The organism is Mycobacterium sp. (assembly GCF_052143115.1).
GTDB lineage: Bacteria > Actinomycetota > Actinomycetes > Mycobacteriales > Mycobacteriaceae > Mycobacterium.
The window spans coordinates 54,778-76,207 of sequence record NZ_JBKQTQ010000112.1 but is presented as its reverse complement, the minus strand read 5'-3'; the positions used below and the strand labels follow the sequence as shown (position 1 = coordinate 76,207).

The window sequence follows — 21,430 nt, the reverse complement described above, 5'->3', positions numbered from 1 at the left end:
ATGACTGCTGCTGCCTCGCTGACCAACACCGGCCCCCCGGCCCAGATTTACGTCATCCGGCACGGCGAAAAGCCAGCCGATCTGCCCACCCCGACAGCGACGCCGAGCCCTCCGTTTGGGATTGACGTCAACGGCAACCAGGACATCCACTCGCTGCTGCCGCGTGGATGGCAACGTTCCGGCGCACTGGCCGTGCTCTTCGCGCCCACGATCGGACCGCTGCAGGCCGGCTTGCGCACACCCATGACGTTGTTCTCACCCGACTACGGCAAGCCGGACAAGACGCAGGCACATCGCACCTACCAGACGATTCAGGGCTTGAGCGGACGGCTGAACGTGCCGATCAACACGCCCTTCGCCGAAGGCCAGGAGCCGGCACTGGCCACCGCGGTCGTCGCCGACTACACCGGTGTCGTGCTGATCTGCTGGGAACACCAGCACATACCCGCGATCGCTGCAGCCCTGCCCACCGTTTCGGGCACCCAGATCCCCGCCGCGTGGCCAGGTGATCGATTCGACCTGATCTGGTCGTTCAGCCTTCAGCCCGGCGCCTCATCCACCACTTACGCGTTCTCCCAGATCCCACAACAGGTGCTCTCAGGCGATTCCGCCACCATCATCCAAACGACCCAGTAATCAGCACTCCTATCCGTCTAACTGACCGGAGATCCCACGTTCGATGCTGGCCTGGGTCGTGGCCGGCAGCACGATGAGGCCATCGAGTTCTTTGCGTGCACGGTCATAGGCGTTCTGGCGTTCTTGCGGAGTCGCGGCGGAGTCGGACGCCATGCGCAATAGACTCTGAGCCCGGGCAATCCGCTGCTGTCCGTCTTGTGAGAAGTCGTTGCGGCGCTTACGTTTCGCCTCTGCCTCGGCGATGTTGAACGCGGTCACATAGTCCTCAACAGCGGCCAGGTACCGGGCCGCCGCGTCGCCGTCATCGAGGAGATCTTCGGCTTTGGCAGGGCGCAGGAAGTCGGCTCGGAGCTTGGCCTTGTGAAAGGCGGTCGTGAGCGGATCGCGCATGTCGGTCATCAGCGGGAAGTCGAGAAGCCTGGCGAAGTCGAGTTCGTACTCAAGCCAGCGCGTGTCGGTGCGGTCGTGCTCTCGCAGGACGCGGGTGAGCGACCGCCACTGGGCGGCTTGATTGCCGGCCGTCCCTGCCCGATCGTGGCTCTGTGGGTTCTCACCTGGGCGCTTGTCCGAAGAGAATGCTCGTATTGCGGCGATGATCATGCCTGCCAGCGGCACGATCACGATGAGAAACTCGGCTAACCGGAACAGCAAACCCACATGACCAGGATGCCACCGCCAGTGAGCCTAGACTCGGATCACCGATCGAGATCCCACTGTCCGAAATCGGTCGCAAGGACCTCGTCCACATCCACGTTGATGCCGCCGAGAAGCGGGCCCGGGCTCGAGGCGCTGTTGACCACTTCTTGATAAAGCACCGCCGCGGGCTCGCGCTGCCCATGTGACCACGTCTTCGTCTGCCACGCCCATCGGTACCCCGCAGTGGTCGAGTGCCCGATCACGCCGTCTCTGATCGCCCATCCACACGCCTGGGAGTGCCCGTAAATGCCGGTACGCTGCACCCCCAGCACAGAGTTGATTCCTCGAAACCAGTTGACAGCAAGGCTATTCCAGGTGTTCTGGTCGATGTCGTCATCGACGCTGAAGAAGATCGGGGCGGAATTACTACCTCCAGCCGCGGCGTGCAGCCGCAGAGCTGTCTGAGCGTCGGCCACACCGCCGTCTGACCCGCGAGTGAAATCCGATGGGTCAGGCCAACCGGGCTTGCCGTACTGAAAGTTGCTGACGATGTGAAGACCCGCCGCGCGCAGCGCGTCCGCATACTCGCGGGTGATGGGCTTTGCCTCGAAGTTGGCGCCCGGCCGCGACTCGGACACATAGTTCACCACTCCGGCATAGCCGGCCGATTTGATCTGATCGGGCGGGATCCTCCGCTCTGCGAAATCGATCAGCCTGATGTCGGCAGCCGACGCCTGCTGCCCGCCGAGCGTCGTGGCCAGCGGCGCCAGGCCCACCAGTACCGGCGACAGGGCAAACTTGATGACGTCGCGCCGTGAAAGAGCTCGCCGCTCAGTTGAGTCAGCCATTCGCCGAGCTCAATGGGTAAGGAGTGCAGCCGCACTCCAGGGGCTGCCGCCCGGGCGCCGTGGATCCGTCTGCGGCAGCCAGGCAATCGGGCGCATGAACATCGGTAAGCGACGGTATCGGTGGGCGGCCACGAACAACGATTCGACTTCGAGGGTGCGCCAGCCCAGGTCTTCGAAGTACGGCGAGACGTTCGGCGAGCGGGTCACTGAACAACGCATCGGCCCGTGCGGATTCGGTTGCCCGATGCAACGCCGTGCACCGGGCGGTATCGGAAACGTGGGTGATGAAGTGCCCGGTGTCTGACATACGGATGATGCTAGCCAACCCGAGGCCCCGCCCCACCGTGCGACCGCTGGCGGAAACTGGTCCGGGTCGTGTAGAAGAGTCTGGTGGACGATCCGGCCGTCGGGCCTTTCAGTCCGTCGACGCTCCGCGAAGCGATGGCACGGCGGTTGTATCGCCGATCGGTGGCGATGGGGCAAATCACCGTGCCGGCGGTTCCCAGCTTGATCGACGAGTACGTCAAGATGTGCGACAACATCTTTGCCAGCGTCGGCGTCCAGTACTCCCCCGAAGAATTTGCTCAGCTGAAGACGGTGCTGAAGACCCAGTTGGCGCAGGCTTACCAGGCCTCCTCACGTTCGAACATCGTCATCTCCTTTCACGCTCCCTTCGGCACGGCCCTGAACTATCGCGTCAACATCGAAGCAGTGACGATGGCGGGTCATTACGACGGCTGGGTTACCACCCGGGAGGGGTCGCTGTTCGGCACCACACCGGATGCCCGGGTGTGGGCACTGGCCGGTGAAGCGGCCGATCCGAGCAGCTATCGAATACTCGATATCGGCGCAGGAACCGGCCGTAACGCGCTGGCCCTCGCCCGACGCGGCCACCCGGTGGACGCGGTCGAGATTGCTCCGAAGCTCGCGCACATCGTTCGCTCGGAGGCCGAACGCGAATCACTCGACGTACACGTGATCGAGCGCGACGTCTTTGCGACCAACGATGACGTCCGCGACGACTATCAGCTGATTGTGGCCTCCGAATTAGTGCCCGACTTCCGGACGACGCAGCAGCTGCGCGGCATGTTCGAACTCGCCGCGCGCTGCCTGGCTCCCGGCGGGCGGTTGCTGTTCAATGCCTTCGTGCCGCGCGAGGGTTACATCCCCGATGACGCATCCCGGGAATTGGGCCAGCAATGCAACACCATGGTCTTCACGTGGGAGGAGACGTCGGACGCGGCCGACCTGCTACCTCTCAAGCTCGTTGCCGACGATTCCGCCTACGAATACGAGAAAAGCCACCTGCCCGAAGGCGCTTGGCCGCCCACGGCGTGGTTTGCCAATTGGGCCAGCGGGCTTGACGTATTCGACGTCACGCGGGAGGAATCCCCGATCGAGTTGCGCTGGCTCGTTTACCAGAAGGCGTAGTGTTCCCTAGCCATGGCTGATGCGATCCACTTCGTCGACGCGAACGGACTGAACTTCGCCTATCTCGAGGAGGGCTCCGGTCCTCTCGTGCTCATGTTGCACGGGTTCCCGGACACGGCGCACACCTGGGACGATCTTCGGCCGCGAATCGCCGCCAACGGATACCGGGCGGTTAGCCCATTCATGCGCGGCTACCACCCCACCGGGATCCCGGATCGCGACGCAGACCAAGAAACCTTGGCGCGCGATCCGCTTGCATTGATCGAAGCCCTGGGCGCCCGCGACGCCGTCATCATCGGTCACGATTGGGGAGCTTCGGCCGCCTACGGCGCGGCGGCGCTCGGCCCCGATCGAGTGAAGAAGCTCTTTGCCATCGGTATTCCGCACCCGGCAGCATTGAAACCGTCGCCGAAGAAGCTCTGGGGTGCCCGGCATTTCGCGGTATACAAGTTGCCGGGAGCGCCGAACCGCTTCGCGCGCAATGACTTCGCGGCACTCCCCGCGATCTGTCGGCGATGGTCGCCGGATTGGAGGCCCGATCCGGAGGAGTTCGACGCGGTACGCGCGAGCTTCGCCAACCCGGCGAGCTTGAACGCCGCGTTCGGTTACTACCGAAAGCTTTCGCCGATACCCAGTGCATCGCTGCGGGCGCGGATCACTGTGCCCACAGTGGTCTTTGCGGGGCTCGGTGATCCAGTCGTCGCGCCCTCGGACTACCGGGGTGCGGCCCGGATGTTCGAAAGCGACTACATCGTCGAGGAAGTCCCTGGCGGGCATTTCATGCATCGGGAGCACCTCGACGTGTTCGCCGAGCGACTGCTTGCTCACCTGTGAGCTGTCCCTCACGGATGCGGGGGACGAGTAGCCGGCTGCTATCGTGCTTGGCTTATGCCCGAGATGGATCGTCGCACCATGATGTTGATGACCGGGTTCGGCGTGCTGGCAGCCGCGGTCCCCGTCCCCCAGGCCCGGGCTTATCCGTCCCCGCCGGACGCGCCGTCGGGTTCCTACCTTTTCCACGACGAGTTCGATGGGTCGGCCGGCTCTGCCCCCGACCCGTCCAAGTGGACGGTGGCGACCGCTCGCGAGCAAATCAAGGATCCGACGTTCTGGGAGCTACCCGAGAACATCGGTCAGTACCGCAACGATCGACGCAACGTGTTCGTCGACGGCAACTCCAACCTTGTCCTCCGTGCCACGAAAGACGGCCCGACGTACTACAGCGGCAAGGTTCAAAGCCTCTGGCGCGGTGGCGTCGGCCACACCTGGGAAGCCCGCATCAAGCTCAATTGCCTGACCGCCGGTGCCTGGCCGGCTTACTGGCTGGGCAATGAGGATCAAGGCGAAATCGACGTCGTCGAGTGGTACGGCAACGGCAGCTGGCCCTCGGCGACCACCGTCCACGCAAGAGCAAACGGTGGCGAATGGAAGACCCACAACATGGCCGTGGACAGCGGATGGCATACCTGGCGATGCCAGTGGGACGACGCCGGCATCCGCTTCTGGAAAGACTACGTCGACGGCGCGCAACCATACTTCGATGTGCCGGCGAGTTCCCTACCGGATTGGCCGTTCAACGGGCCGGGATACACGGTGTTTCCGGTGTTCAACCTTGCGGTCGCCGGTTCGGGTGGCGGCGATCCCAGACCGGGTAGCTATCCGGCGGACATGCTCATCGACTGGATACGCGTCTGGTAAGGCGCACGCGTCCCGTCACCGCATAACGCGCGCTCAGAAGTTGTTGCAGGTGGCGGCGATTTGCCCGATCAGTCCGACATACTGCGCGGCCCCCGCATAGCCCTGTGCCTGCTGAGCCATCTGCGCGCGCTGCGGCGGTGGCGAGGCGAGGAAGGAACGCAACCAGCCCTGTGCCATCGGCGACGAATTGAACTCCGCAGCAGCGGCCGGCGATTGCGCATTCAGTGCCCCGACCACCTGCGGGTAACTGCAAGTGGTGTTGATTGCCGCGTCTATCGCAGGGTCTGCGGACGCGATCCCGGCGCCAGCAACTAACGACAACGCCAAACCGCCGACTGCGGCTGCCAGTCTGGTGAACGACCGCGTGACCATATAGAGACACCTTCCAAGCTAGGTACCGCCGACCCTCGACGAAGAGAACACCAGTTTACCGGAAGAGATCGAGGCACGGCCTGCGCGACGAACTGGCGTGGTCACACCGGAGCCGAACGGTTCAGCCGCTGCGCGGGGATATTGTCTGGTCATGGCCGACCCCACCACGCCGTTTGTCTGACGGCGCGCCGCGAAAATGATGCGCCCGGCCCGCAATCTGGCGGTGGATTTCTACCGCGTTTCGGGCGTGGTCCTCATCGTGCTGGGCCACTGGCTGGCCGGATCTGTGACTTATCACGACGGATATTTCGGTCGGCAGAACCCGCTCCTCGACCAGCCGTGGACCCAATGGCTGACGTGGCCCGTCCAGGCCGTGCCGACGTTCTTTCTGGTCGCCGGCTACGCCGGAGCGGTGTCCTGGACGCATCGGCGCGATACCGACGGTGTGTCGCGGCAGACCTGGTTGCGGCATCGCCTCGCGCGGGTGCTCGGACCCACGACGGTCTACGTCGGGCTGGTGTCGGCAGTTGTGGTCGTCGTGGGCTTGCGCCACGTCGCCGGTTCCACGTTGGAATACGCGGGTTGGGCGGTGGCGATGCACCTGTGGTTCCTCGCCGTCTACCTGGTGGTGGTTTCGCTGACGCCCGCCGCGCTCGCTGCACAACGGCGTTGGGGACTTTTGGTGCCGGCGGTGCTCGCTGTGGGAGTCGTCGTCGTCGACGCTGTCGGGCTCGGCGGCCACCTGCCCCACCTACGCGTGCTGAACTACCTGCTGTGCTGGGGTGCCCTCTACCAACTTGGAATCGCTTGGCATGAAGGAGCATTAGCCGGCCGCAAACCCGTCCTGCTCGCCGTCGGATCTGCGGTCGCGCTGGCGCTGCTGATCCTGCTGGGCCCCTATCCGGTCAGCATGATCGGCGTGCCCGGCCAAACCGTGCAGAACTCCGATCCGCCGTCGACAGCGATGCTGGCGTTCGCGTGCGCGCAAGCGGGCCTGGTGATAGCACTTGCACCCGCGCTGAATCGCGCGCTGCGCGCTGGCTTCGTCCAACGGACGCTGACCAGGGCCAACGGCAACGTGATGGCTCTTTACCTGTGGCACATGATTCCTGTCGTGATCGTGGCGATTGTCGGCTACCCCGCCGGACTGTTGCCCCAACCGATTGAGGGCACCGCCGAATGGTGGCTTGCCCGGCTGGAATGGGTGGTTATCCTCAGTCTGGTGACAGCGGTCGAGATGGTGCTGCTGTCTTGGGGCAGAAACTTTTTCGCGGCGCCGTTGGCAATGATCGGGATGCCGCTGACAGAGCGCTGGGCCGAACCGGTCATGCTGGCCGGCACCGCGATGGCGGCCTATGGCCTGGCGTTCATCGCCGCTGAGGGCTTCGCCCCGTCTGGGCATTTTCCCTGGCTGACCGGTCTGATCTTCGCCGCAGGCGTGTTGCTGGTGGCATCTGGTCCAGCAAAGGTCGGCGAACAACCGCTTGCCGGCTGACGGCTCAACGGGCAGAGATGCCGACCGCTGATCAGGTATACCGACCAGTGGCCGGTATACGTTCTCCTGTGGACATGGAGGTAGCAATGAGCACATGAGAGCAGGCGCAGGTTCGCACCCGCATGTTCGCCCGCGCGTTAGGCCCGTTCTTCACCATCGTGCCGACCACGGTTGCGGTGCGCGGCTCCTATATGCGAACGTTGTTTACGGAATTCAAGGCAAACCCGATGTGGCCGTGGCTATTTGGCGCCATACTGCTGATATTCGGCCTGGTGATCATCGCGTTTCACCAGTACTGGCGCAGCCCTGCGGCGATCATCGTCTCTGTTGTGGGCTGGTTTCTGGCGATACGTGGTGTGCTCTTGCTGACCGTTCCCCAGGCGTACAACGCCGCCGGCAATGCGCTGTACAGCTCAGGCGCAACCGCGGCGATATGGGTGGTGTTCGTTTGCCTGGCCCTGTCCGGGCTGTATCTGACCTACGTCGGCTGGAAGCCGGAGCCAGGATCGCCGTAGCGCCGCGGGTAGTTGGAGCAGTCGGCGGTCGGTCGTCGCCGAACTACGCCGATCCGCTCAGCGCCGCCAGTGCCGCGTCGTAATTCGGCTCGTTGGCGATCTCCGGCACCAGCTCCGAGTATGCGACGTTGCCGTCGGCGCCGATCACCACGACGGCCCGGGCAAGTAGCCCGGCCATCGGACCGTCGACGATGGTGACGCCGTAGTCCTGCCCGAAGCTGTCACGGAACGCCGAGGCGGTCTTGACATTCTCGATGCCCTCAGCGCCGCAGAATCGCGCCTGCGCGAACGGGAGGTCTTTAGACACGCACAACACGGATGAACCGCTTGCGGCGGCGCGCTCGTTGAAGGTGCGCACACTGGTCGCGCATACCGGTGTGTCCACCGACGGAAAGATGTTCAGCAACACGGGCTTATCGTGGAACTGCTCGCTGCTGACCGGGCCAAGATCGGATCCGGTCAACGTGAAAGTGGGGGCCGGAGATCCGACGGCAGGCAGCTCGCCGACGGTATTGATCGCATTTCCGCGCAAAGTTATCTGTGCCATGCGCACAGTCTGCCAAGCCCTGCAGGGCAGCCGTGGCTCGGGGCTGGTGTCTGCGGTAAGGGGCGGGGTTTGCGGTTACTGGGTCGCAGGCGGCACCTCGGTGGCCATATCCCTAGTCAGTAATGGGCCGATGAGTAAGCACTGGTCAGGTGGCTGGAACACTGCCCGGGACTGGCTTGGGGTCAGCGGACGTCAGCCAGATTCTGCCGCCACCCCTGCGCGCCACCACGCCGTCTCCTATATCGTCGTGCTGTGCCGGAGATGAATCGACGCAACATGTTGTTGACGACGGGGATGGGCATGCTTGCGGCTGCGGCTGCGGTCCGGGTCCCGGAAGCAAACGCTAACCCGACGCATTCGCCACCGCCGGCTGCGCCGTCAGCGGGTCCCGCCGGGCCTTACATTTTTCAGGACGAGTTTGACGGCCCGGCCGGCCAAGGCCCCGATCCGGGCAAGTGGACGATACAGACCTGGCAGGACGACGTATGGCCGCCGGTCGAGGGGACATACCGCGCCCAAAACGTGTTCCTCGACGGCAACTCCAACCTCGTCCTGCGCGCCACGCGAGAAGGTGACCAGTACTTCAGCGGCAAACTGCGAGGCAACTGGCGGGGCCTGATCGGCACCACCTGGGAAGCGCGGATAAAGCTGGACTGCTTGTTCCCCGGCCTTTGGCCCTCGTTCTGGGCTGTCAACGAGGACCCTGTGCCAGACGGCGAGATCGATGTTTTCGAGTGGTACGGCAACGGCGCGTGGCCCCCGGGAACCACGGTCCACGCGGCATCCAACGGGAAAACATGGGAAGGGAGATCGATTCCCGGATTGGTGGACGGCGCTTGGCACACCTGGCAAATGCGTTGGGATGAGAACGGTTTCAAGTTCTCGCGAGACGGGGCACAATACTTCAGTGTTCCGCCGAAGCCCATAGCGGTCCACGGCAATCCCAGCGACAAGCGGTGGCCGTTCAACAACCCCGGCTATTGGCTGTCTCCCATGTTTACGCTTGCGGTCGGTGGTCCGGGCGGCGGCGATCCTGCCCTGGGTACCTTCCCGTCGCAAATCCTCGTCGACTACGTCCGGGTCTGGTAGTACACACCGTTATCGCGTCGCCTTGATCACCTGAACCAGGTTGAACTGCCAGCGCTCGACAAGCCGGAAGCCCAGGTCATGCGGAACCGCGAAGGCGGGGGTCGGTCCGTAGCGTGGGCCGGGCGGGAGCGCCGAGCCCTGCTCGTGGGCGGGCATTGATTTGTCGGCTTCGGTGATGATCCACACCACGCGGCAATGGCTTAACGGCTTGGCGACAACCTCCGGTATGAGGTTGGTATCGAAGACGTCGTTGCGGGCCGTCGCTCGCTGCCAGAGGGTGAGGTCGATCAGCTTCCGGTAGGCATCCGGGCGCGCCGCCATCAACGGCCGCATCGGGGCAGGCATGAACGTCACCGTGTCGTTGACGAGTAGACAATCACCCGGCGAGGCTTTCGCCGTGATCAGATCGGCGACTTGGCTGTAGTCCATACCGTATTTCGCATAGGGGTTACGTTGCGCCGAAACATAATTCGGTGCTGCGGCAATAGCGAGAAGGCCGACGATGGCCGCCGCTACCCATGGCGTGACGGCCAATGCGCCGATGCAGACACCCAACACCAGTGCTATCGCCGGTGCGGTGAAGCACAAATAGCGCGGCGTGTAGATAGGGTGAACCAATGCCGACCAGATGACGATCACGGCGGTCGGTATCACAAGCCATCCAATCGCCAAGGTCAGAAGTTGGCGATCTGCCTCCACTAGGTGCGTGGATGTGAAGAGCCACAAGACAATTGCCGTCGCTACTATTAGTGCTGACACAATTGTGAACGGGGGGCTTCTCTCGAAATATTGTTGAATTGCCACGTCCTCGATCGTGCGGCGCCCAATCGGCGCAATCCAGCTGATCTGATGCGCTTGGCCGGCGGCCGCGATCAAAAACGGCGTTACAGCACAACCCGCCAAAACCGACGTAAGGGCGAACCGTAGTACGACGGTTCGGCTGCGCCGAAAGACATAGATGAAAGCGACGTGCCCGAAAGGCAAAAGCACCAGATAGACGTCGAGCAAAACCGACATCGCCAGGACGATCCCATAAGACAGCCACACCCAAGCGTTGTCACGCCTCTTGGCGCGGATAAGCAGCACCGTCAGCCATACTGCGGCCATCATCGAAAGGGCATACGGTCGAGCTTCGATGCCTGCCCAGGTCGTCCGAGGCAAGATTGCGCACACGACCCCCGAGGCCACCGCGACGGTGCGAGACGAGAACTGCTTGCCCAGCACCACGACTCCGGCCGCGGCGCCTCCAACAGCTAGACCGCTTGGCACGCGGGACCAGAATTCCGTGGGCGGGAAAATTCTGAACCAGCCGTGCATAAGCAGGTAGTACAGACCCTCGACGGCGTCGACGTTGCCCAGCATCTGCCACAGCTGACTCAGAGAACGACTGTACGAGGCCGAAATTGTGGCGGCTTCGTCGTACCAGAAAGATGGACGGCCCGCGCCGGCGAGGCTCACGGCGGCCGCCAACACGGCAACGATCAGCGGGTCTAGCAAGCCTCGCGGCGGTGTTGCGATCAGGCGTCTGCAATACCCGCTGAACACCTCGCCATGGTGCCAGAAGCGCGGCGGGCTCCGGGGCTGGTCGGGATGAGAACGTCAGCCGCGGCCGCCGGATCCTGCTATGGTCCTGTGCTTGTGCCCGAGATGAATCGACGCACTGACTAAGACCGCGACTGGCGCACTTTGTACGTGGAGGGCCACGACTGCCGGGTGTCGTCGCCCACCAGCGGCGTCCCCATGCTTCCGACCTTGACGTCGTAGGCCTGTTCTCCGGCACCGACTTCGCGGTTGGCGTGTTCCTGCGCCAGGTAGTACAGCTCGTCGATGGTGGCTTCGCCGTAGGCAACGAACGAGGTCTTCCGGACGATGTCGCCGACCCCGGCGGTCATCAGGTCGGGCAGGATTTTCGTCGCCAGCGCCCCAACGCCGAACAACGAGAACGGGATGACCCAGTAGCAGACGAACGACAGCGGTGTCTTGGCGTCGAGAATCGTTGCGTCGCGTTGCACGATCGGTGGAATCGACGACGACACGGTCATCCCGCCGAAGACGGCAACCCAGATCCACATCAGCCGCGAAGTGATTTGGCCGAATAGATCGCTCTCGACCACCCCTGGGGGCTGACCCGCCGCGACGAACTCGTGCACGAAGGGCTTGCCCATTAGCATGCCGGCAACGGCCACCAGAAAGATCCCCGCGTTGCTCAGCGGTTGCGCCCACCGCTCGATGAATGACTGGCTTAGCAGCAAGGTCACGGCCGTCAGCACCAAGAATGTTCCGGCAGCCCCGATTTCGAGAGGTCGCGCGGGTGTCCGTGTTGCGCGCCCTACCACCAGCCCGGCGACCGCGATTGCCAGCGCGACCAACACCGCGACAAAGAACGGGACGTTACCGACCAGCACCCAATAGACGATCCACGGCGTGAAGCCCAATAGAATGCCCACGATCGGTCAGTGTATGGGCGGGTAGAGCTCGCTCTACGACTGGTCGGCTTGCTGCTCGTCTTGCTGAGCCTGTAGCTCGTCTTGGGTGAACTGCTGCTCGGCCTGGTCATTTTGTTCTTGGGCCTGTTGTTCGGATTGGATCATGCTCTGGATCGCGTTGTTTTCCGACAACTGGGCCTCGTCCTGATCCTGTTGTTGCTGCAGTAGCTGTTGCTGCAGCTCGCTGTCGTCGTTGTTGACGGTGGTGTCGTCAGTGCCGACGCTGGAATCGTCGCCGCCAGAGTCGTCGACCTGCTGCAACAGTGGCGTTAGCCAGCTTGGCAAGGCGGCGGCAACGTTCGGCGGCAGTTGAATTGTCTGGTCCACCAGGCGTACCTGGCCGGACGCGACCGTCGATTCGTCGGCCCCAGACCACGCGGTAGCGAATAGCGCGAGCACAGCGATCCCGGTGGCTCCGGCGACAGCCACCCGCGTGGCACGGCGGCGTCGACGCCGAGCGTCGGCTGTGTTGCTGTCATGGCACTGGTGTTCTGTCGGAATGGTCATCAGCCAAACTTGCGCTCGGTCATTAGCTCCAGGCTTGGTGGCGCTTATCGCTTTACTGTGAGATCAAAGTTGCCCGGCCAGGCTCGGCTAACCTGAATCGGTGCCAGACGAGGAGCCGCCGGTCGGGCGCCTGCTCGGCGAGGTCCGGCGCACACCCGCCCAGAACCGCATCCTGCACGCCGCGTTGGATTTGTTCGCCGACCACGGTGTCAGCGGAACGTCTCTGCAGATGATCGCCGACGCTGTCGGAGTGACCAAGGCCGCGGTCTACCACAAGTTCAAGACCAAAGAAGAAATAGTGATCGCGGTCGCCGAAATGGAACTCGCCACACTCGAGGATGCGCTGAAAGCGGCTGAAGCCCAAGCGGACTCGGTCGGCGCCCGCAAAGTGCTTTTGACCGAAGTGGTCGGAATGGCAGTCGAGCGCCGCCGTTGGGTAATGAGCCTGCAGAACGACCCGGTGATGGTGCGTCTGCTGGGTGAGCATGAGCCGTTCCGCAACCTCATCACCCGCCTGTACGCAATCTTGCTCAACGAGGCCGATGACACGGAGGCGCGGATATCGGCGGCGCTGTTCTCCGGCGCGATCGCCGGCACGGTGATCAATCCCCTCGTCGACGACATCGACGACGACACGCTGCGCTCCGTGCTGATCCACCTCACCGCACGCATGTTCAAGTTGCCCGACTGACTCCTGCGTCCGCACCGGTCGCAGGGCTCGAGCAGAAACCCTTGCTGTCTTTCCGCCGGATCATCTATCGTCGCAGTAGCCGATCGGCTACCCCTGGCTCTGGAGGTGCTGTGCAGATTCTTGCCGAGGCCGAGGACCTACCCAAGACCGCGAACATCAAGACCCAACTGATCAGCCTGTGGACCGCACCCGTCTTCGGTGTCGTCCTGCTGATCGCCTTCCTGGCGTTCCCGGGATTCTTTCCGCCCATGTCGCCGGATATGACCGCCGAACAAGTCGCGAAGTTCTACAGCGACCACACGGCGATGATTCGGTTCAGCATGATCACCTTCAACCTGTGCGGGATCATGTTGTTGCCGATCTTCATGGTGATCGTCGTTCAGATGAAGCGGATGACCACCCAGAGCCACGTCTTCGCCTACTGCTACCTCACTGCGGCGGTCAGCGGGGCAACCCTGTTCGCGCTCGCCGACATCTTCTATCTAACCGCGGCGTTTCGGCCCGCCCGCAGCCCCGAGCTGATCGAGCTGCTCAATGACATGGCCTGGATGATCTTCATCGCGCCGGTGGGCGCGGCGGTGGCCATGAACCTATTACTCGGGCTGGCAGTGTATTTCGACGACGGACCCAACCCGGTGTTTCCGCGGTGGGTCGGGCATTACAGCGTGGCCACCGCGCTGGCGATGGCTCCGGCCGTCGGCGCCGCGGTGTTCACCACCGGTCCGCTGGCGTGGAACGGCGCAATCTCCTTCTGGCTTCGCAACGGTGCCTTCACCCTGTTCGTGGTCGTGATGTTCTTCGTGCTGCGCAATGTGCTGCATCGACAAGCGGTCGAGGAGGGGGTAGCGCGGTGAGCAGCACGGTCTCGACTGAGTCATCACCGACCGCCGGCACCGTCGACCGCGCCCGCCCCCCGCGCGCGGGCAAACGTGATGTCTGGCTGGTGTTTTGGATCGTGCCCGCCTTCTACACGGCGTTCGGGCTGATCTTCTTCGCGCTGGCCAGGGTGATGCCGCCACCACGGCCGGATGTGACAGTCGATCAGATGGCGCATTTCTTCCACGCGCACGCGCTGACCATCAAGATCGGTTTCGGGGTGCTGGTGCTGATCGTCGGGGGCGCCGGGGTGTCCAACGGCATCGTCGTCTATCACATGAAACGCATGACTGTCGGATCGGTGATGGCCTACGCCTACATGGGATCGATGTCCATCGGCGCGCTACCCGGTTGCTTGCTGGTCGCGTTCTCCTTTTTGACCGCTGTCTACCGGCCGGGTCGCGATCCGCACATCCTGGAACTGTTGTACGACCTCGGGCTGCTGTCCTACGTCGGATCGTTGGGATGTTTCTCGACCGCCTACTTCGCCTTCGCCGTGGCGATTCTCTACGACAAAAACGAAATCTTCCCTAAATGGCTTGCTTACGTAAATATCTGGCAAATCGTCACTGAGATCTTGACGGTGGCGGTGTTCGTCTCGAAGGCGGGGCCATTCGCGTGGAACGGCTGCAATTCCTTCTGGCTGGGAACGGCGATTTTCGGCGTCTGGCTCGTGTGCGTAATCGTCTTCCTGATGAAGGCCAACGAGCGCGAGTCGGTCGACGAGCCACCCCTGGATTGATGGACGACTACATGGCAAATACCGAACAAACCGCCGCCGACCTCGACACCACCGCAACGTCTTCGGTGACGACCACCGAGGCCCAGCGCAGGGTCCACCTTCCCGGCGACGTTCATATGTGGGTGATGGTTCTTGGCGACCTGATCATCTTCGGTGCCTACTTCATCATGTTCATGATCTTCCGGGCCATGCACCCGCAGGAATTCTTGACGTCCGAAGAGCATCTCAACATCAACATCGGTGTGCTCAACACGCTGGTGTTGCTCGCCAGTTCCTGGTTCATCGCCCGCAGTGTGCAGGCCGCCCGCGCCGACGACCACGCCCAAGCGCTGCGCCTGACCTACCTCGGTGGGCTGTGCGGGGTGGCGTTCATCGCGATCAAGGCCTATGAATGGACGACGAAAATCGCCCAGGGCTACACCATTTCGAGCAACGACTTCTTCATGTACTACTACATGCTTACCGGTGTGCACGTGTTCCACGTGTCACTCGGCTTGCTGATCTTGGGCATCACGGTTCGTGAGCTGCGTAATCCTCGCCGTCGGCGAGCCTCCATGGTCGAATCCGGGGCCACCTATTGGCACATGGTGGATCTGCTGTGGATCGTGATCTTCGCCCTGCTCTACGTGATGAGGTGAGCGCATGACCACGACTGCTGCACGGGCAACCACCTACGCCTGGATCGTGTTGTCCGCGATCACGATCGTCTCCTGGTGGTTGGCACCAGGTCATACCCGCGGAGCCGCTGCCGTCGCCAGTGTGCCGATCACCGTCGCTGTGGTTCTGCTGGCATTCATCAAGGGACGCATAATCATCCAGTACTTCATGGAAGTGCGTACCGCACCCCGGTGGCTCAAGCTGTTCACCGATGTGTGGCTCACCGTCTTGTGGGTCAGCGTGTTGGCGATCTATCTCTACGGAACCTTGCTACCCGGATAACCGTTGGGCGAGGGCCCATGCGGCCTCCGCCATACTTCGGTAGCGTTCGCGATATTCAGTCGTACTGGCGCGCGCATCGGCGGCGTTGCCCTCCAGCCCGCGCCGCCAGACCCCGGCGGTGATGGAGGCCAGCCGGAACATCGAGAACACCACGAATACGTCAAGCGACTTCGGCGGCGTGCGGCCCGCATGGCCGCAATAGCTCTCGACGAAGGCCTGCTGGTCGGGAAGCCCAGTGCCAGTAAGATTCTCGTCGGCCACCCCGGTTCTTCCTCCAGGCCCGCCGGGCACATGGTAGGTCACGCAGAAATACCCGAGGTCGGCCAGCGGGTTGCCGATCGTCGCGAGTTCCCAGTCCAGCACCGCAACCACCCGCGGCTCGGTCGGGTGTAGCAAGACGTTGCCCAGGCGGTAGTCGCCGTGGGCGATGCAAGCCGGCGCATCGTCGGGCGGTAAATGGTCTGGCAACCATTGCGCCAGCAGGTCCATCGCCGGCATGTCCTCCATACGCGCTGCCTGCCATTGCCGAGTCCACAGTGCTACTTGACGTTGCATATAGCCCTCTGGCCGGCCGAACCCCTCGAGCCCAGCCGCGCGCCAATCCACGCGATGCAAGGCCGCGAGCACACGGGCCAGATCCTCATAGATGGCTGCGCGGTGCGCCGGTGTGCCCTCGCGCATCACCCGGTCGGGAAATACCCGGCCCGCAACGTGGTCCATAACAAAAAACGGTGTGCCGAGAATAGTTTCGTCCTGACACAGTAGCCGCATGCGTGGTACCGGCACGTCGGTTTCGGCCAACGCCGCCATGACGCGGTGTTCGCGCTCGACCTCATGGGCCCGGGGCAACAACTTGCCCGGGGGCTTCTTGCGTAGTACGTAGTCGCCACCGGCAGTACGCAGGTGATAGGTGGGGTTGCTCTGTCCGCCCTGGAATTGACGAATCTGCAGCTGACCGTCGAAACCCGGCAGCCGTCCGCGCAGATAGCGGGCCAGAGCGGCCTCGTCGAAGCGGTGTGCGGGCAGCACCGGTATCAGCTCTGCCATCCCCTCCATCTGCTGCCCCTTGTCGATGCGTGCTCGGGTCGCTGAGCGTCCGCCCAACCGCTCTGGCAAAGACCTTAGTACTTGTGCGCCAGGCCGACGCCGGAAATGACCTCCGATCCACAAGAGGCCACCCTTGACTGACCGCATTGCCGAATGTTAGGCATGTGCCCAGACCGGATATTTGGGCGACTGCCCAATCCTCAGTCCTGAAACGATGCCTGGCCGGGCGGGGTCAGATCGTCCTAGCAGCGAGGAGCGAAGGAACGATGGCCCGTTTCGGTATCGGCGTCATGCACAACACGATCAATTCGCGCTTCGGTCCAAAGCCGTTGGTGCATGCCGACTATGCGATCGGCCTGGCCTGCAGGGCCGACTCCTTCTGGGTCGCCGACCACCTCAACTCGGTGTTACCGCCGTCGATGTGGACCCCGAAGCATGTCGGCGCGGCCCGGCTGATCCCCAAAATGGACGCCCACCTTGAACCGTGGACGATGCTGGGCTACCTTGCCGGCCGGAACAAGCTCGGCCGAATGCGGCTGGGAGTGGCCGTTACCGACACCGGTCGGCGCAATCCCGCGGTTACTGCGCAGGCCGCCGCATCGCTGCACCTGCTCACCCGTGGGCGTGCGGTCCTCGGCATCGGCACCGGCGAGCGGGAAAGCAACGCACCCTACGGCGTGGACTGGTCGAAACCGGTGGCACGCTTCGAGGAAGCCGTCGCCACCATCCGTGCATTGTGGAACTCCAAAGGCGAGTTGGTCACCCGCGACTCACCGTTCTTTCCTTTGCACAACGCCACTTTCGCGCTATCCCCGTACAAGGGCAAGTGGCCCGAAATCTGGATCGCCGCGCACGGCCCTCGCATGATGCGCGCCACCGGACGGTATGCCGACGGCTGGTTCCCGGGAACGACCCGCGCAACCGAATACGGTGAGCAACTCGAGATCGTGCGTAACGCGGCATCGGATGCCAGACGCGACCCGATGGCCATCACCCCCGCGCTCATCCGGTTCATCGTGACAGGCCGGTCCCGCAACGAAATCGATGAAGTCGTGGATTCCGATATCGCCAGGGTGTTCACGCTCAACTGCCCCGCCAAAGACTGGGCACGGCACGGCGCGGAACATCCGCTGGGGGCCGACTTCACCGGAAACCAGGACCTGATACCGCAGACGATTGACGAGCAAACCGCGCTCGGGTACGCCGCGAAAGCTCCCCGATCCCTGGTCGAAGAATTGTTCGCGGTGGGCACACCTGACGAGGTCATCGACCAGATGGCGGAGTTCCGCGACCATGGTTTGCGCTGTCTGGTTGTCGGCAATCTTGGCGTTCAGCCGAGTCTGCGCAAGAGCGCTACCGCGACTGCGCCCTACCTCAAGGTCGTGCGTGCGCTGAAAAGGCTGTGAGGAGGTCAAGCAATGCCGATGATCGATCTGACGTACGTGCGCGGGTCGTTGGACGACCACGCACTGGGACGGCTGACCGACGAGCTGGTCACCGCGCTGCTGCGAGCCGAACGCGCCCCGGACACCCCATTCCTACGTGACAACACCCTGGTGTACCTGCACGCATTGGACTCGGCGGCGCAGTCGGTGGGCGGCCGCGGATCCGGCGCACCCCGATTCCGCGTCGAGATGACGGTCTTCGAGGGCGCACTGTCGCAAGATCGCAAGGAACAGCTCGCGGCTGACGTGCATGCCGCTGTGTGCGCGGCGGCGGGAATCGAGCCAGACGGCGCACGGGCCTACCACGTGTGGACGCTGATTCACGAGATCCCCGAAGGCAATTGGGCCGGTGGCGGCAAGATCATCTACTACCGGCAGGTGCAAGGCCTGGTCGCCGACGACGCACCCTGATTGACTGGCTCGGTAGTGTCCGCATATGGACATCTCTTGTGCATTCGCGACCTCGTCGGACACCCCGGCGCATGTGCAGCTAGCCGAAACGCTGGGCTACCGCCGCGCCTGGCTCTATGACTCCCCGGCGCTGTACCCCGACGTGTGGATGATCCTCACCCGGTGTGCCGAACGCACCTCACGCATCGGCCTCGGGCCGGGCGTGCTCGTTCCCAGCCTGCGTCATCCGATGGTCAACGCAGCCGCCATCGCCGAACTCGCGGACCAAGCGCCGGGTCGCGTCGCGGTGGCCATCGGCGCGGGCTTCACCGGCCGGTTCACGCTGGGCAAGCGGCCCATGCCGTGGCGTCAGGTCGCCGATTACGTCAGGTGCTTGAAGGCTCTGCTGGCCGGCGAGACCGCCGAATGGGACGGAGCGAAAATCCGCATGCTGCACCTGCCCGGCTACGGCGCGAAGCGACCGGTTCAGGTGCCGATCCTGATCGGCGCGGACGGCCCGAAGGGGCTGGCCGTGGCGGCTGAACTCGGCGACGGCGTGTTCTCTGCCGCCGTCCCGCAACCCGATGCGGTCAAGGCGGCCGAGTGGCGGGCACTGCTGTCCTTCGGCACGGTGCTCGACGAGGGCGAGGAGCTGACCGCCGCTCGGGTCGTCGACGCGGCCGGACCCGCAGCGGTGGTGCTGTACCACGCCAGCTACGAGCGCGGAGGCGCCGCCGTGGTTGACGCGCTACCGGGCGGGCGCGGCTGGCGCGAGGCGGTCGAGGCCTGCCCCGAGGATGAACGGCATCTCGCGATCCACGACGGGCATCTGGTGAAGGCCAACCCGCGTGACGAGCCGCACGTCGCCGAGCTCCTCCCGTTCGCCAGCTCAACAGGGTTGACGGGCACTGCCGAGCAGGTGTCGGAGCGCGTCGCCGGATTGGCCGCAGTCGGCGTCACCGAAGTCGTCTACCAGCCGGCCGGATCCGACATCGAGCGGGAACTTCGCGCGTTCGCGTCCGCCACCGGCCTTGCGGGCTGATTGGCGCCCCGACCGCGGCCGGCGGGTATTACCGTGTGGTGATGACTGCCGAAGTAATCGTGACGGCGTTGCTCGCGGCACTTTTCGGGTTTGCCGGCCTGATCAAGATTGCCGGACTTCGGCAATCGTTGGCGATCCGCGACCACCTCGGCGTCAAGCCGGTGCAGTGGCGGCTGATCGGGCTACTCGAGCTGGCCGGCGTCGCCGGTGTGCTGGTGGGCCTGGTCTGGCCGCCGATCGGTGTTGCCGCCGCCATCGGGCTTGCCCTACTTGTCTTGGGAGCCATCGTGTTTCACGTGCGGGCATCCGACAGTGTCGCTGACACGGCTCCGGCGGTGATCGGCCTGGGCCTGGCCGTTGCGACGGCCATCCTGCAGTCCGTCTGAGCGCATCGTTGTAGCACTCACCCGGCACTAGTAAGCTCGGCTAAATGAATGACGTCGTCATCGCCGGGGCGGGCCCCAATGGCCTGATGGTGGCCTGTGAGCTCGGACTGTCCGGAATCCGGCCGATCGTGTTGGACCCGTTGCCGGGACCTAACCCGGAACCGCGCGCCAACGGGGTGACGGGCCAAGGGGTTCGGATTCTCGACCATCGAGGTTTCTACAGCGTCCTGGCGCGGACCGATGACCCACCGCAGCCGTCGCCTTGGGCCATGTTTGCGGCTTTGACGCTGGATCTGGCGGGGACGGCGGATACCCAAAACTATATGGTCGCCGTGCAACAGCCCCGGCTTGTGCAAGTCCTTGCCGAGCGCGCCGGCGAGTATGGCGTAGACATTCGCTGGGGCCACCGGCTGACGGGTTTCGACCAGCGCGCCGACGGCGTCACCGTGCATGTCGCCGGTCCGGAGGGCGACTATCAGCTAGCGGCGAAGTACCTGGTCGGCGCCGACGGCGGCACCAGCCAGACGCGCAAGCTCGCGGGTGTCGATTTCCCCGGGATGACCTCGCATGACGCGGTCGCCCGGATGGCGTTCGGGCTGGTGCCGCCAGACGACTGGGTTGACCCGGTCACCGGCGCGCTCGATGTGCCCGGGTGGGGCCGAGTCCCGCCCACGCCGTTCTACCGCGCCGAACGCGGCGTGTTCGCCTGCCGTCGGTTGGGCGGCAGGGCGATGTTAATCACCCTTGAGATGGACAGCTCGGCTCGCGAGGACGGCCCCGACGACCACGACGACGAAACGCCGGTGAGCCTGCCCGAGATCGAGGCCAGCGTGAAACGCGTGCTCGGCGCCGACGTACCACTCCGGCCGATATCGCCCGACACCCCATTGGATCTGCGTCGCTTCTACGGCATCAACTCGAGGATCGCATCGCGATACACGTTGGGTCGGGTGATCCTGGTCGGCGACGCCGCGCACGTTCACTCCCCTCTTGGTGGACCGGGGCTGAATCTGGGTCTGCAGGATGCGGTGAACCTCGGCTGGAAGCTGGCCGCCGTCATTGCCGGTGGCGCGGAGCCTGCGCTGCTCGACACCTATGAGGTCGAGCGTCGGCCCGCTGCCGAGCGGGTGATCATGCACAGCCGCGCTCAGTTGGCTCTGATCAGACCCGGGACCGAAGTCACTGCGCTGCGCGAACTCTTTTCCGAACTGTTGACGAATCCCGAAACCGTGCACCGCCTCAGTGATCTGGTGTCCGGCAACGACAGTCGGTACGCCGTAGCCGATGACGCGCATCCGCTAGCCGGCCGCTGGGTGCCCGACTTCGCCGTCGTCAGCGCCGACGGAACGCGACGGGTAGCGGAACTCGCCCGCAACGGAAAGCCGCTGCTCATCGACCTCACCGACGGCGCCGTGGTCGCGGGTGCCTTCGCGGGCAACGCAGACCGGATCACCGTCGCCGCGGGACGTCCGGTTGGTGATGTGCCGGCGACGGCGTTGCTGGTGCGTCCGGACGGTTATGTGGCGTGGGCATCATCCGAGCTGAAGCCGGCAACTGACGAGCTTCGTGGCGTCCTCGCGCAGTGGTTTGGGATCACTGCGCCCTAAGTCCA

Annotated in this window: 25 protein-coding genes and 1 pseudogene; 17 read left to right on the top strand and 9 right to left on the bottom strand. The window is 64.0% G+C overall.

The features are described 5' to 3' along the window. Positions 1 to 636: a hypothetical protein gene (locus ACLQI9_RS12030; RefSeq protein ID WP_442377607.1), complete on the top strand. Its 636-nt coding sequence runs from the start codon at positions 1 to 3 to the stop codon at positions 634 to 636. A gap of 9 nt (positions 637 to 645) precedes the next feature. On the opposite strand, the gene ACLQI9_RS12025 is transcribed toward ACLQI9_RS12030, so the two are convergent. The 3 genes and pseudogenes from ACLQI9_RS12025 to ACLQI9_RS12015 form a co-directional block, all read right to left on the bottom strand. Further along, positions 646 to 1,293 (bottom strand): hypothetical protein, encoded by a 648-nt coding sequence (locus tag ACLQI9_RS12025; protein ID WP_442377609.1) that lies wholly within the window; start codon positions 1,291 to 1,293, stop codon positions 646 to 648. A gap of 38 nt (positions 1,294 to 1,331) precedes the next feature. After that, on the bottom strand, positions 1,332 to 2,120 hold the full coding sequence (locus ACLQI9_RS12020) for a DUF1906 domain-containing protein (RefSeq protein WP_442377611.1): 789 nt from the start codon (positions 2,118 to 2,120) through the stop codon (positions 1,332 to 1,334). Positions 2,121 to 2,129: 9 nt separating this feature from the next. After that, a pseudogene (locus tag ACLQI9_RS12015) lies at positions 2,130 to 2,300 on the bottom strand (class I SAM-dependent methyltransferase); the annotation flags it as partial. Between the two features lie 210 nt (positions 2,301 to 2,510). Between ACLQI9_RS12015 and ACLQI9_RS12010 the strand changes: the two are divergent. Genes ACLQI9_RS12010 through ACLQI9_RS12000 form a run of 3 tightly spaced genes read left to right on the top strand, consistent with a single transcriptional unit; the run spans position 2,511 to position 5,249 of the window. Next, positions 2,511 to 3,551, top strand: coding sequence for a class I SAM-dependent methyltransferase (locus ACLQI9_RS12010; RefSeq protein WP_442377612.1), 1,041 nt, complete (start codon positions 2,511 to 2,513; stop codon positions 3,549 to 3,551). Positions 3,552 to 3,563: 12 nt separating this feature from the next. Continuing rightward, positions 3,564 to 4,385, top strand: a complete 822-nt coding sequence (locus ACLQI9_RS12005) for an alpha/beta fold hydrolase (protein WP_442377614.1) — start codon at positions 3,564 to 3,566, stop codon at positions 4,383 to 4,385. 54 nt (positions 4,386 to 4,439) lie between these two features. Continuing rightward, positions 4,440 to 5,249, top strand: a complete 810-nt coding sequence (locus ACLQI9_RS12000; RefSeq protein WP_442377616.1) for a glycoside hydrolase family 16 protein — start codon at positions 4,440 to 4,442, stop codon at positions 5,247 to 5,249. Between the two features lie 33 nt (positions 5,250 to 5,282). Here ACLQI9_RS12000 and ACLQI9_RS11995 read toward each other — a convergent pair whose 3' ends face one another. Further along, positions 5,283 to 5,621, bottom strand: coding sequence for a hemophore-related protein (locus ACLQI9_RS11995; RefSeq protein WP_442377617.1), 339 nt, complete (start codon positions 5,619 to 5,621; stop codon positions 5,283 to 5,285). Positions 5,622 to 5,817: 196 nt separating this feature from the next. Between ACLQI9_RS11995 and ACLQI9_RS11990 the strand changes: the two genes are divergently transcribed. Both ACLQI9_RS11990 and ACLQI9_RS11985 read left to right on the top strand, forming a co-directional pair. Continuing rightward, positions 5,818 to 7,116: an acyltransferase family protein gene (locus ACLQI9_RS11990; RefSeq protein WP_442377619.1), complete on the top strand. Its 1,299-nt coding sequence runs from the start codon at positions 5,818 to 5,820 to the stop codon at positions 7,114 to 7,116. Positions 7,117 to 7,238: 122 nt separating this feature from the next. Then, positions 7,239 to 7,631 carry a hypothetical protein gene (locus ACLQI9_RS11985; protein WP_442377621.1) on the top strand — a complete coding sequence of 131 codons (393 nt, stop codon included), beginning with the start codon at positions 7,239 to 7,241 and terminating at the stop codon, positions 7,629 to 7,631. Positions 7,632 to 7,674: 43 nt separating this feature from the next. Here the strand turns inward: ACLQI9_RS11985 and tpx are convergent, their stop codons facing one another. Further along, positions 7,675 to 8,178 (bottom strand): thiol peroxidase, encoded by a 504-nt coding sequence (gene tpx, locus ACLQI9_RS11980; RefSeq protein ID WP_442377623.1) that lies wholly within the window; start codon positions 8,176 to 8,178, stop codon positions 7,675 to 7,677. Between the two features lie 261 nt (positions 8,179 to 8,439). On the opposite strand from tpx, the gene ACLQI9_RS11975 reads away from it, so the two are divergent. Continuing rightward, positions 8,440 to 9,267 (top strand): glycoside hydrolase family 16 protein, encoded by an 828-nt coding sequence (locus ACLQI9_RS11975; RefSeq protein ID WP_442377785.1) that lies wholly within the window; start codon positions 8,440 to 8,442, stop codon positions 9,265 to 9,267. 9 nt (positions 9,268 to 9,276) lie between these two features. Here the strand turns inward: ACLQI9_RS11975 and ACLQI9_RS11970 are convergent, their stop codons facing one another. From ACLQI9_RS11970 to ACLQI9_RS11960, 3 genes are all read right to left on the bottom strand, one after another. Then, positions 9,277 to 10,764 carry a glycosyltransferase family 39 protein gene (locus ACLQI9_RS11970; RefSeq protein WP_442377787.1) on the bottom strand — a complete coding sequence of 496 codons (1,488 nt, stop codon included), beginning with the start codon at positions 10,762 to 10,764 and terminating at the stop codon, positions 9,277 to 9,279. 167 nt (positions 10,765 to 10,931) lie between these two features. Beyond that, positions 10,932 to 11,714, bottom strand: a complete 783-nt coding sequence (locus ACLQI9_RS11965) for a hypothetical protein (RefSeq protein WP_442377625.1) — start codon at positions 11,712 to 11,714, stop codon at positions 10,932 to 10,934. A 33-nt stretch (positions 11,715 to 11,747) separates the two neighbouring features. Further along, positions 11,748 to 12,260 (bottom strand): hypothetical protein, encoded by a 513-nt coding sequence (locus tag ACLQI9_RS11960; RefSeq protein WP_442377627.1) that lies wholly within the window; start codon positions 12,258 to 12,260, stop codon positions 11,748 to 11,750. 100 nt (positions 12,261 to 12,360) lie between these two features. Between ACLQI9_RS11960 and ACLQI9_RS11955 the strand changes: the two genes are divergently transcribed. The 5 genes from ACLQI9_RS11955 (at position 12,361) to ACLQI9_RS11935 (ending at position 15,508) form a co-directional block, all read left to right on the top strand. Then, positions 12,361 to 12,951 (top strand): TetR/AcrR family transcriptional regulator, encoded by a 591-nt coding sequence (locus tag ACLQI9_RS11955; protein WP_442377629.1) that lies wholly within the window; start codon positions 12,361 to 12,363, stop codon positions 12,949 to 12,951. A 110-nt stretch (positions 12,952 to 13,061) separates the two neighbouring features. Next, positions 13,062 to 13,805, top strand: a complete 744-nt coding sequence (locus ACLQI9_RS11950) for a hypothetical protein (protein ID WP_442377631.1) — start codon at positions 13,062 to 13,064, stop codon at positions 13,803 to 13,805. Further along, entirely contained in the window at positions 13,802 to 14,569 is a 768-nt protein-coding gene (locus ACLQI9_RS11945; RefSeq protein ID WP_442377633.1) for a hypothetical protein, read from the top strand. Before ACLQI9_RS11950 ends, ACLQI9_RS11945 begins: the two co-directional genes overlap by 4 nt. Before the next feature lie 116 nt (positions 14,570 to 14,685). Next, entirely contained in the window at positions 14,686 to 15,207 is a 522-nt protein-coding gene (locus tag ACLQI9_RS11940; RefSeq protein WP_442377789.1) for a cytochrome c oxidase subunit 3, read from the top strand. 4 nt (positions 15,208 to 15,211) lie between these two features. After that, a complete protein-coding gene (locus tag ACLQI9_RS11935; RefSeq protein ID WP_442377634.1) occupies positions 15,212 to 15,508 on the top strand; it encodes a cytochrome C oxidase subunit IV family protein in 297 nt (98 codons plus the stop codon). Here ACLQI9_RS11935 and ACLQI9_RS11930 read toward each other — a convergent pair. Next, positions 15,497 to 16,564, bottom strand: coding sequence for a phosphotransferase family protein (locus ACLQI9_RS11930; RefSeq protein WP_442377636.1), 1,068 nt, complete (start codon positions 16,562 to 16,564; stop codon positions 15,497 to 15,499). The genes ACLQI9_RS11935 and ACLQI9_RS11930 overlap by 12 nt on opposite strands. A gap of 257 nt (positions 16,565 to 16,821) precedes the next feature. Here ACLQI9_RS11930 and ACLQI9_RS11925 point away from each other — a divergent pair, with 257 nt between their 5' ends. Genes ACLQI9_RS11925 through ACLQI9_RS11905 form a run of 5 tightly spaced genes read left to right on the top strand, consistent with a single transcriptional unit; the run spans position 16,822 to position 21,425 of the window. After that, positions 16,822 to 17,961: an LLM class flavin-dependent oxidoreductase gene (locus ACLQI9_RS11925; RefSeq protein ID WP_442377638.1), complete on the top strand. Its 1,140-nt coding sequence runs from the start codon at positions 16,822 to 16,824 to the stop codon at positions 17,959 to 17,961. 12 nt (positions 17,962 to 17,973) lie between these two features. After that, a complete protein-coding gene (locus ACLQI9_RS11920; protein WP_442377640.1) occupies positions 17,974 to 18,411 on the top strand; it encodes a tautomerase family protein in 438 nt (145 codons plus the stop codon). Between the two features lie 25 nt (positions 18,412 to 18,436). Next, positions 18,437 to 19,432, top strand: a complete 996-nt coding sequence (locus ACLQI9_RS11915; RefSeq protein WP_442377642.1) for an LLM class flavin-dependent oxidoreductase — start codon at positions 18,437 to 18,439, stop codon at positions 19,430 to 19,432. Between the two features lie 41 nt (positions 19,433 to 19,473). Further along, positions 19,474 to 19,818, top strand: a complete 345-nt coding sequence (locus ACLQI9_RS11910) for a DoxX family protein (protein ID WP_442377644.1) — start codon at positions 19,474 to 19,476, stop codon at positions 19,816 to 19,818. A 44-nt stretch (positions 19,819 to 19,862) separates the two neighbouring features. Next, positions 19,863 to 21,425 carry an FAD-dependent monooxygenase gene (locus ACLQI9_RS11905; protein ID WP_442377646.1) on the top strand — a complete coding sequence of 521 codons (1,563 nt, stop codon included), beginning with the start codon at positions 19,863 to 19,865 and terminating at the stop codon, positions 21,423 to 21,425. The last annotated feature ends 5 nt before the right edge of the window (positions 21,426 to 21,430 follow it).

Coding starts and splice junctions, on each gene's coding strand:
- ACLQI9_RS11975 (WP_442377785.1), top strand. CDS start 8,440: ATGAATCGACGCAACATGTTGTTGACGACGGGGATGGGCATGCTTGCG.
- ACLQI9_RS11930 (WP_442377636.1), bottom strand. CDS start 16,564: ATGGAGGGGATGGCAGAGCTGATACCGGTGCTGCCCGCACACCGCTTC.
- ACLQI9_RS12020 (WP_442377611.1), bottom strand. CDS start 2,120: ATGGCTGACTCAACTGAGCGGCGAGCTCTTTCACGGCGCGACGTCATC.
- ACLQI9_RS11940 (WP_442377789.1), top strand. CDS start 14,686: ATGTGGGTGATGGTTCTTGGCGACCTGATCATCTTCGGTGCCTACTTC.
- ACLQI9_RS12000 (WP_442377616.1), top strand. CDS start 4,440: ATGCCCGAGATGGATCGTCGCACCATGATGTTGATGACCGGGTTCGGC.
- ACLQI9_RS11910 (WP_442377644.1), top strand. CDS start 19,474: ATGACTGCCGAAGTAATCGTGACGGCGTTGCTCGCGGCACTTTTCGGG.
- ACLQI9_RS11905 (WP_442377646.1), top strand. CDS start 19,863: ATGAATGACGTCGTCATCGCCGGGGCGGGCCCCAATGGCCTGATGGTG.
- ACLQI9_RS11995 (WP_442377617.1), bottom strand. CDS start 5,621: ATGGTCACGCGGTCGTTCACCAGACTGGCAGCCGCAGTCGGCGGTTTG.
- tpx (WP_442377623.1), bottom strand. CDS start 8,178: ATGGCACAGATAACTTTGCGCGGAAATGCGATCAATACCGTCGGCGAG.
- ACLQI9_RS11935 (WP_442377634.1), top strand. CDS start 15,212: ATGACCACGACTGCTGCACGGGCAACCACCTACGCCTGGATCGTGTTG.
- ACLQI9_RS11960 (WP_442377627.1), bottom strand. CDS start 12,260: ATGACCATTCCGACAGAACACCAGTGCCATGACAGCAACACAGCCGAC.
- ACLQI9_RS12030 (WP_442377607.1), top strand. CDS start 1: ATGACTGCTGCTGCCTCGCTGACCAACACCGGCCCCCCGGCCCAGATT.
- ACLQI9_RS11925 (WP_442377638.1), top strand. CDS start 16,822: ATGGCCCGTTTCGGTATCGGCGTCATGCACAACACGATCAATTCGCGC.
- ACLQI9_RS12005 (WP_442377614.1), top strand. CDS start 3,564: ATGGCTGATGCGATCCACTTCGTCGACGCGAACGGACTGAACTTCGCC.
- ACLQI9_RS11985 (WP_442377621.1), top strand. CDS start 7,239: ATGTTCGCCCGCGCGTTAGGCCCGTTCTTCACCATCGTGCCGACCACG.
- ACLQI9_RS11920 (WP_442377640.1), top strand. CDS start 17,974: ATGCCGATGATCGATCTGACGTACGTGCGCGGGTCGTTGGACGACCAC.
- ACLQI9_RS11915 (WP_442377642.1), top strand. CDS start 18,437: ATGGACATCTCTTGTGCATTCGCGACCTCGTCGGACACCCCGGCGCAT.
- ACLQI9_RS11990 (WP_442377619.1), top strand. CDS start 5,818: ATGATGCGCCCGGCCCGCAATCTGGCGGTGGATTTCTACCGCGTTTCG.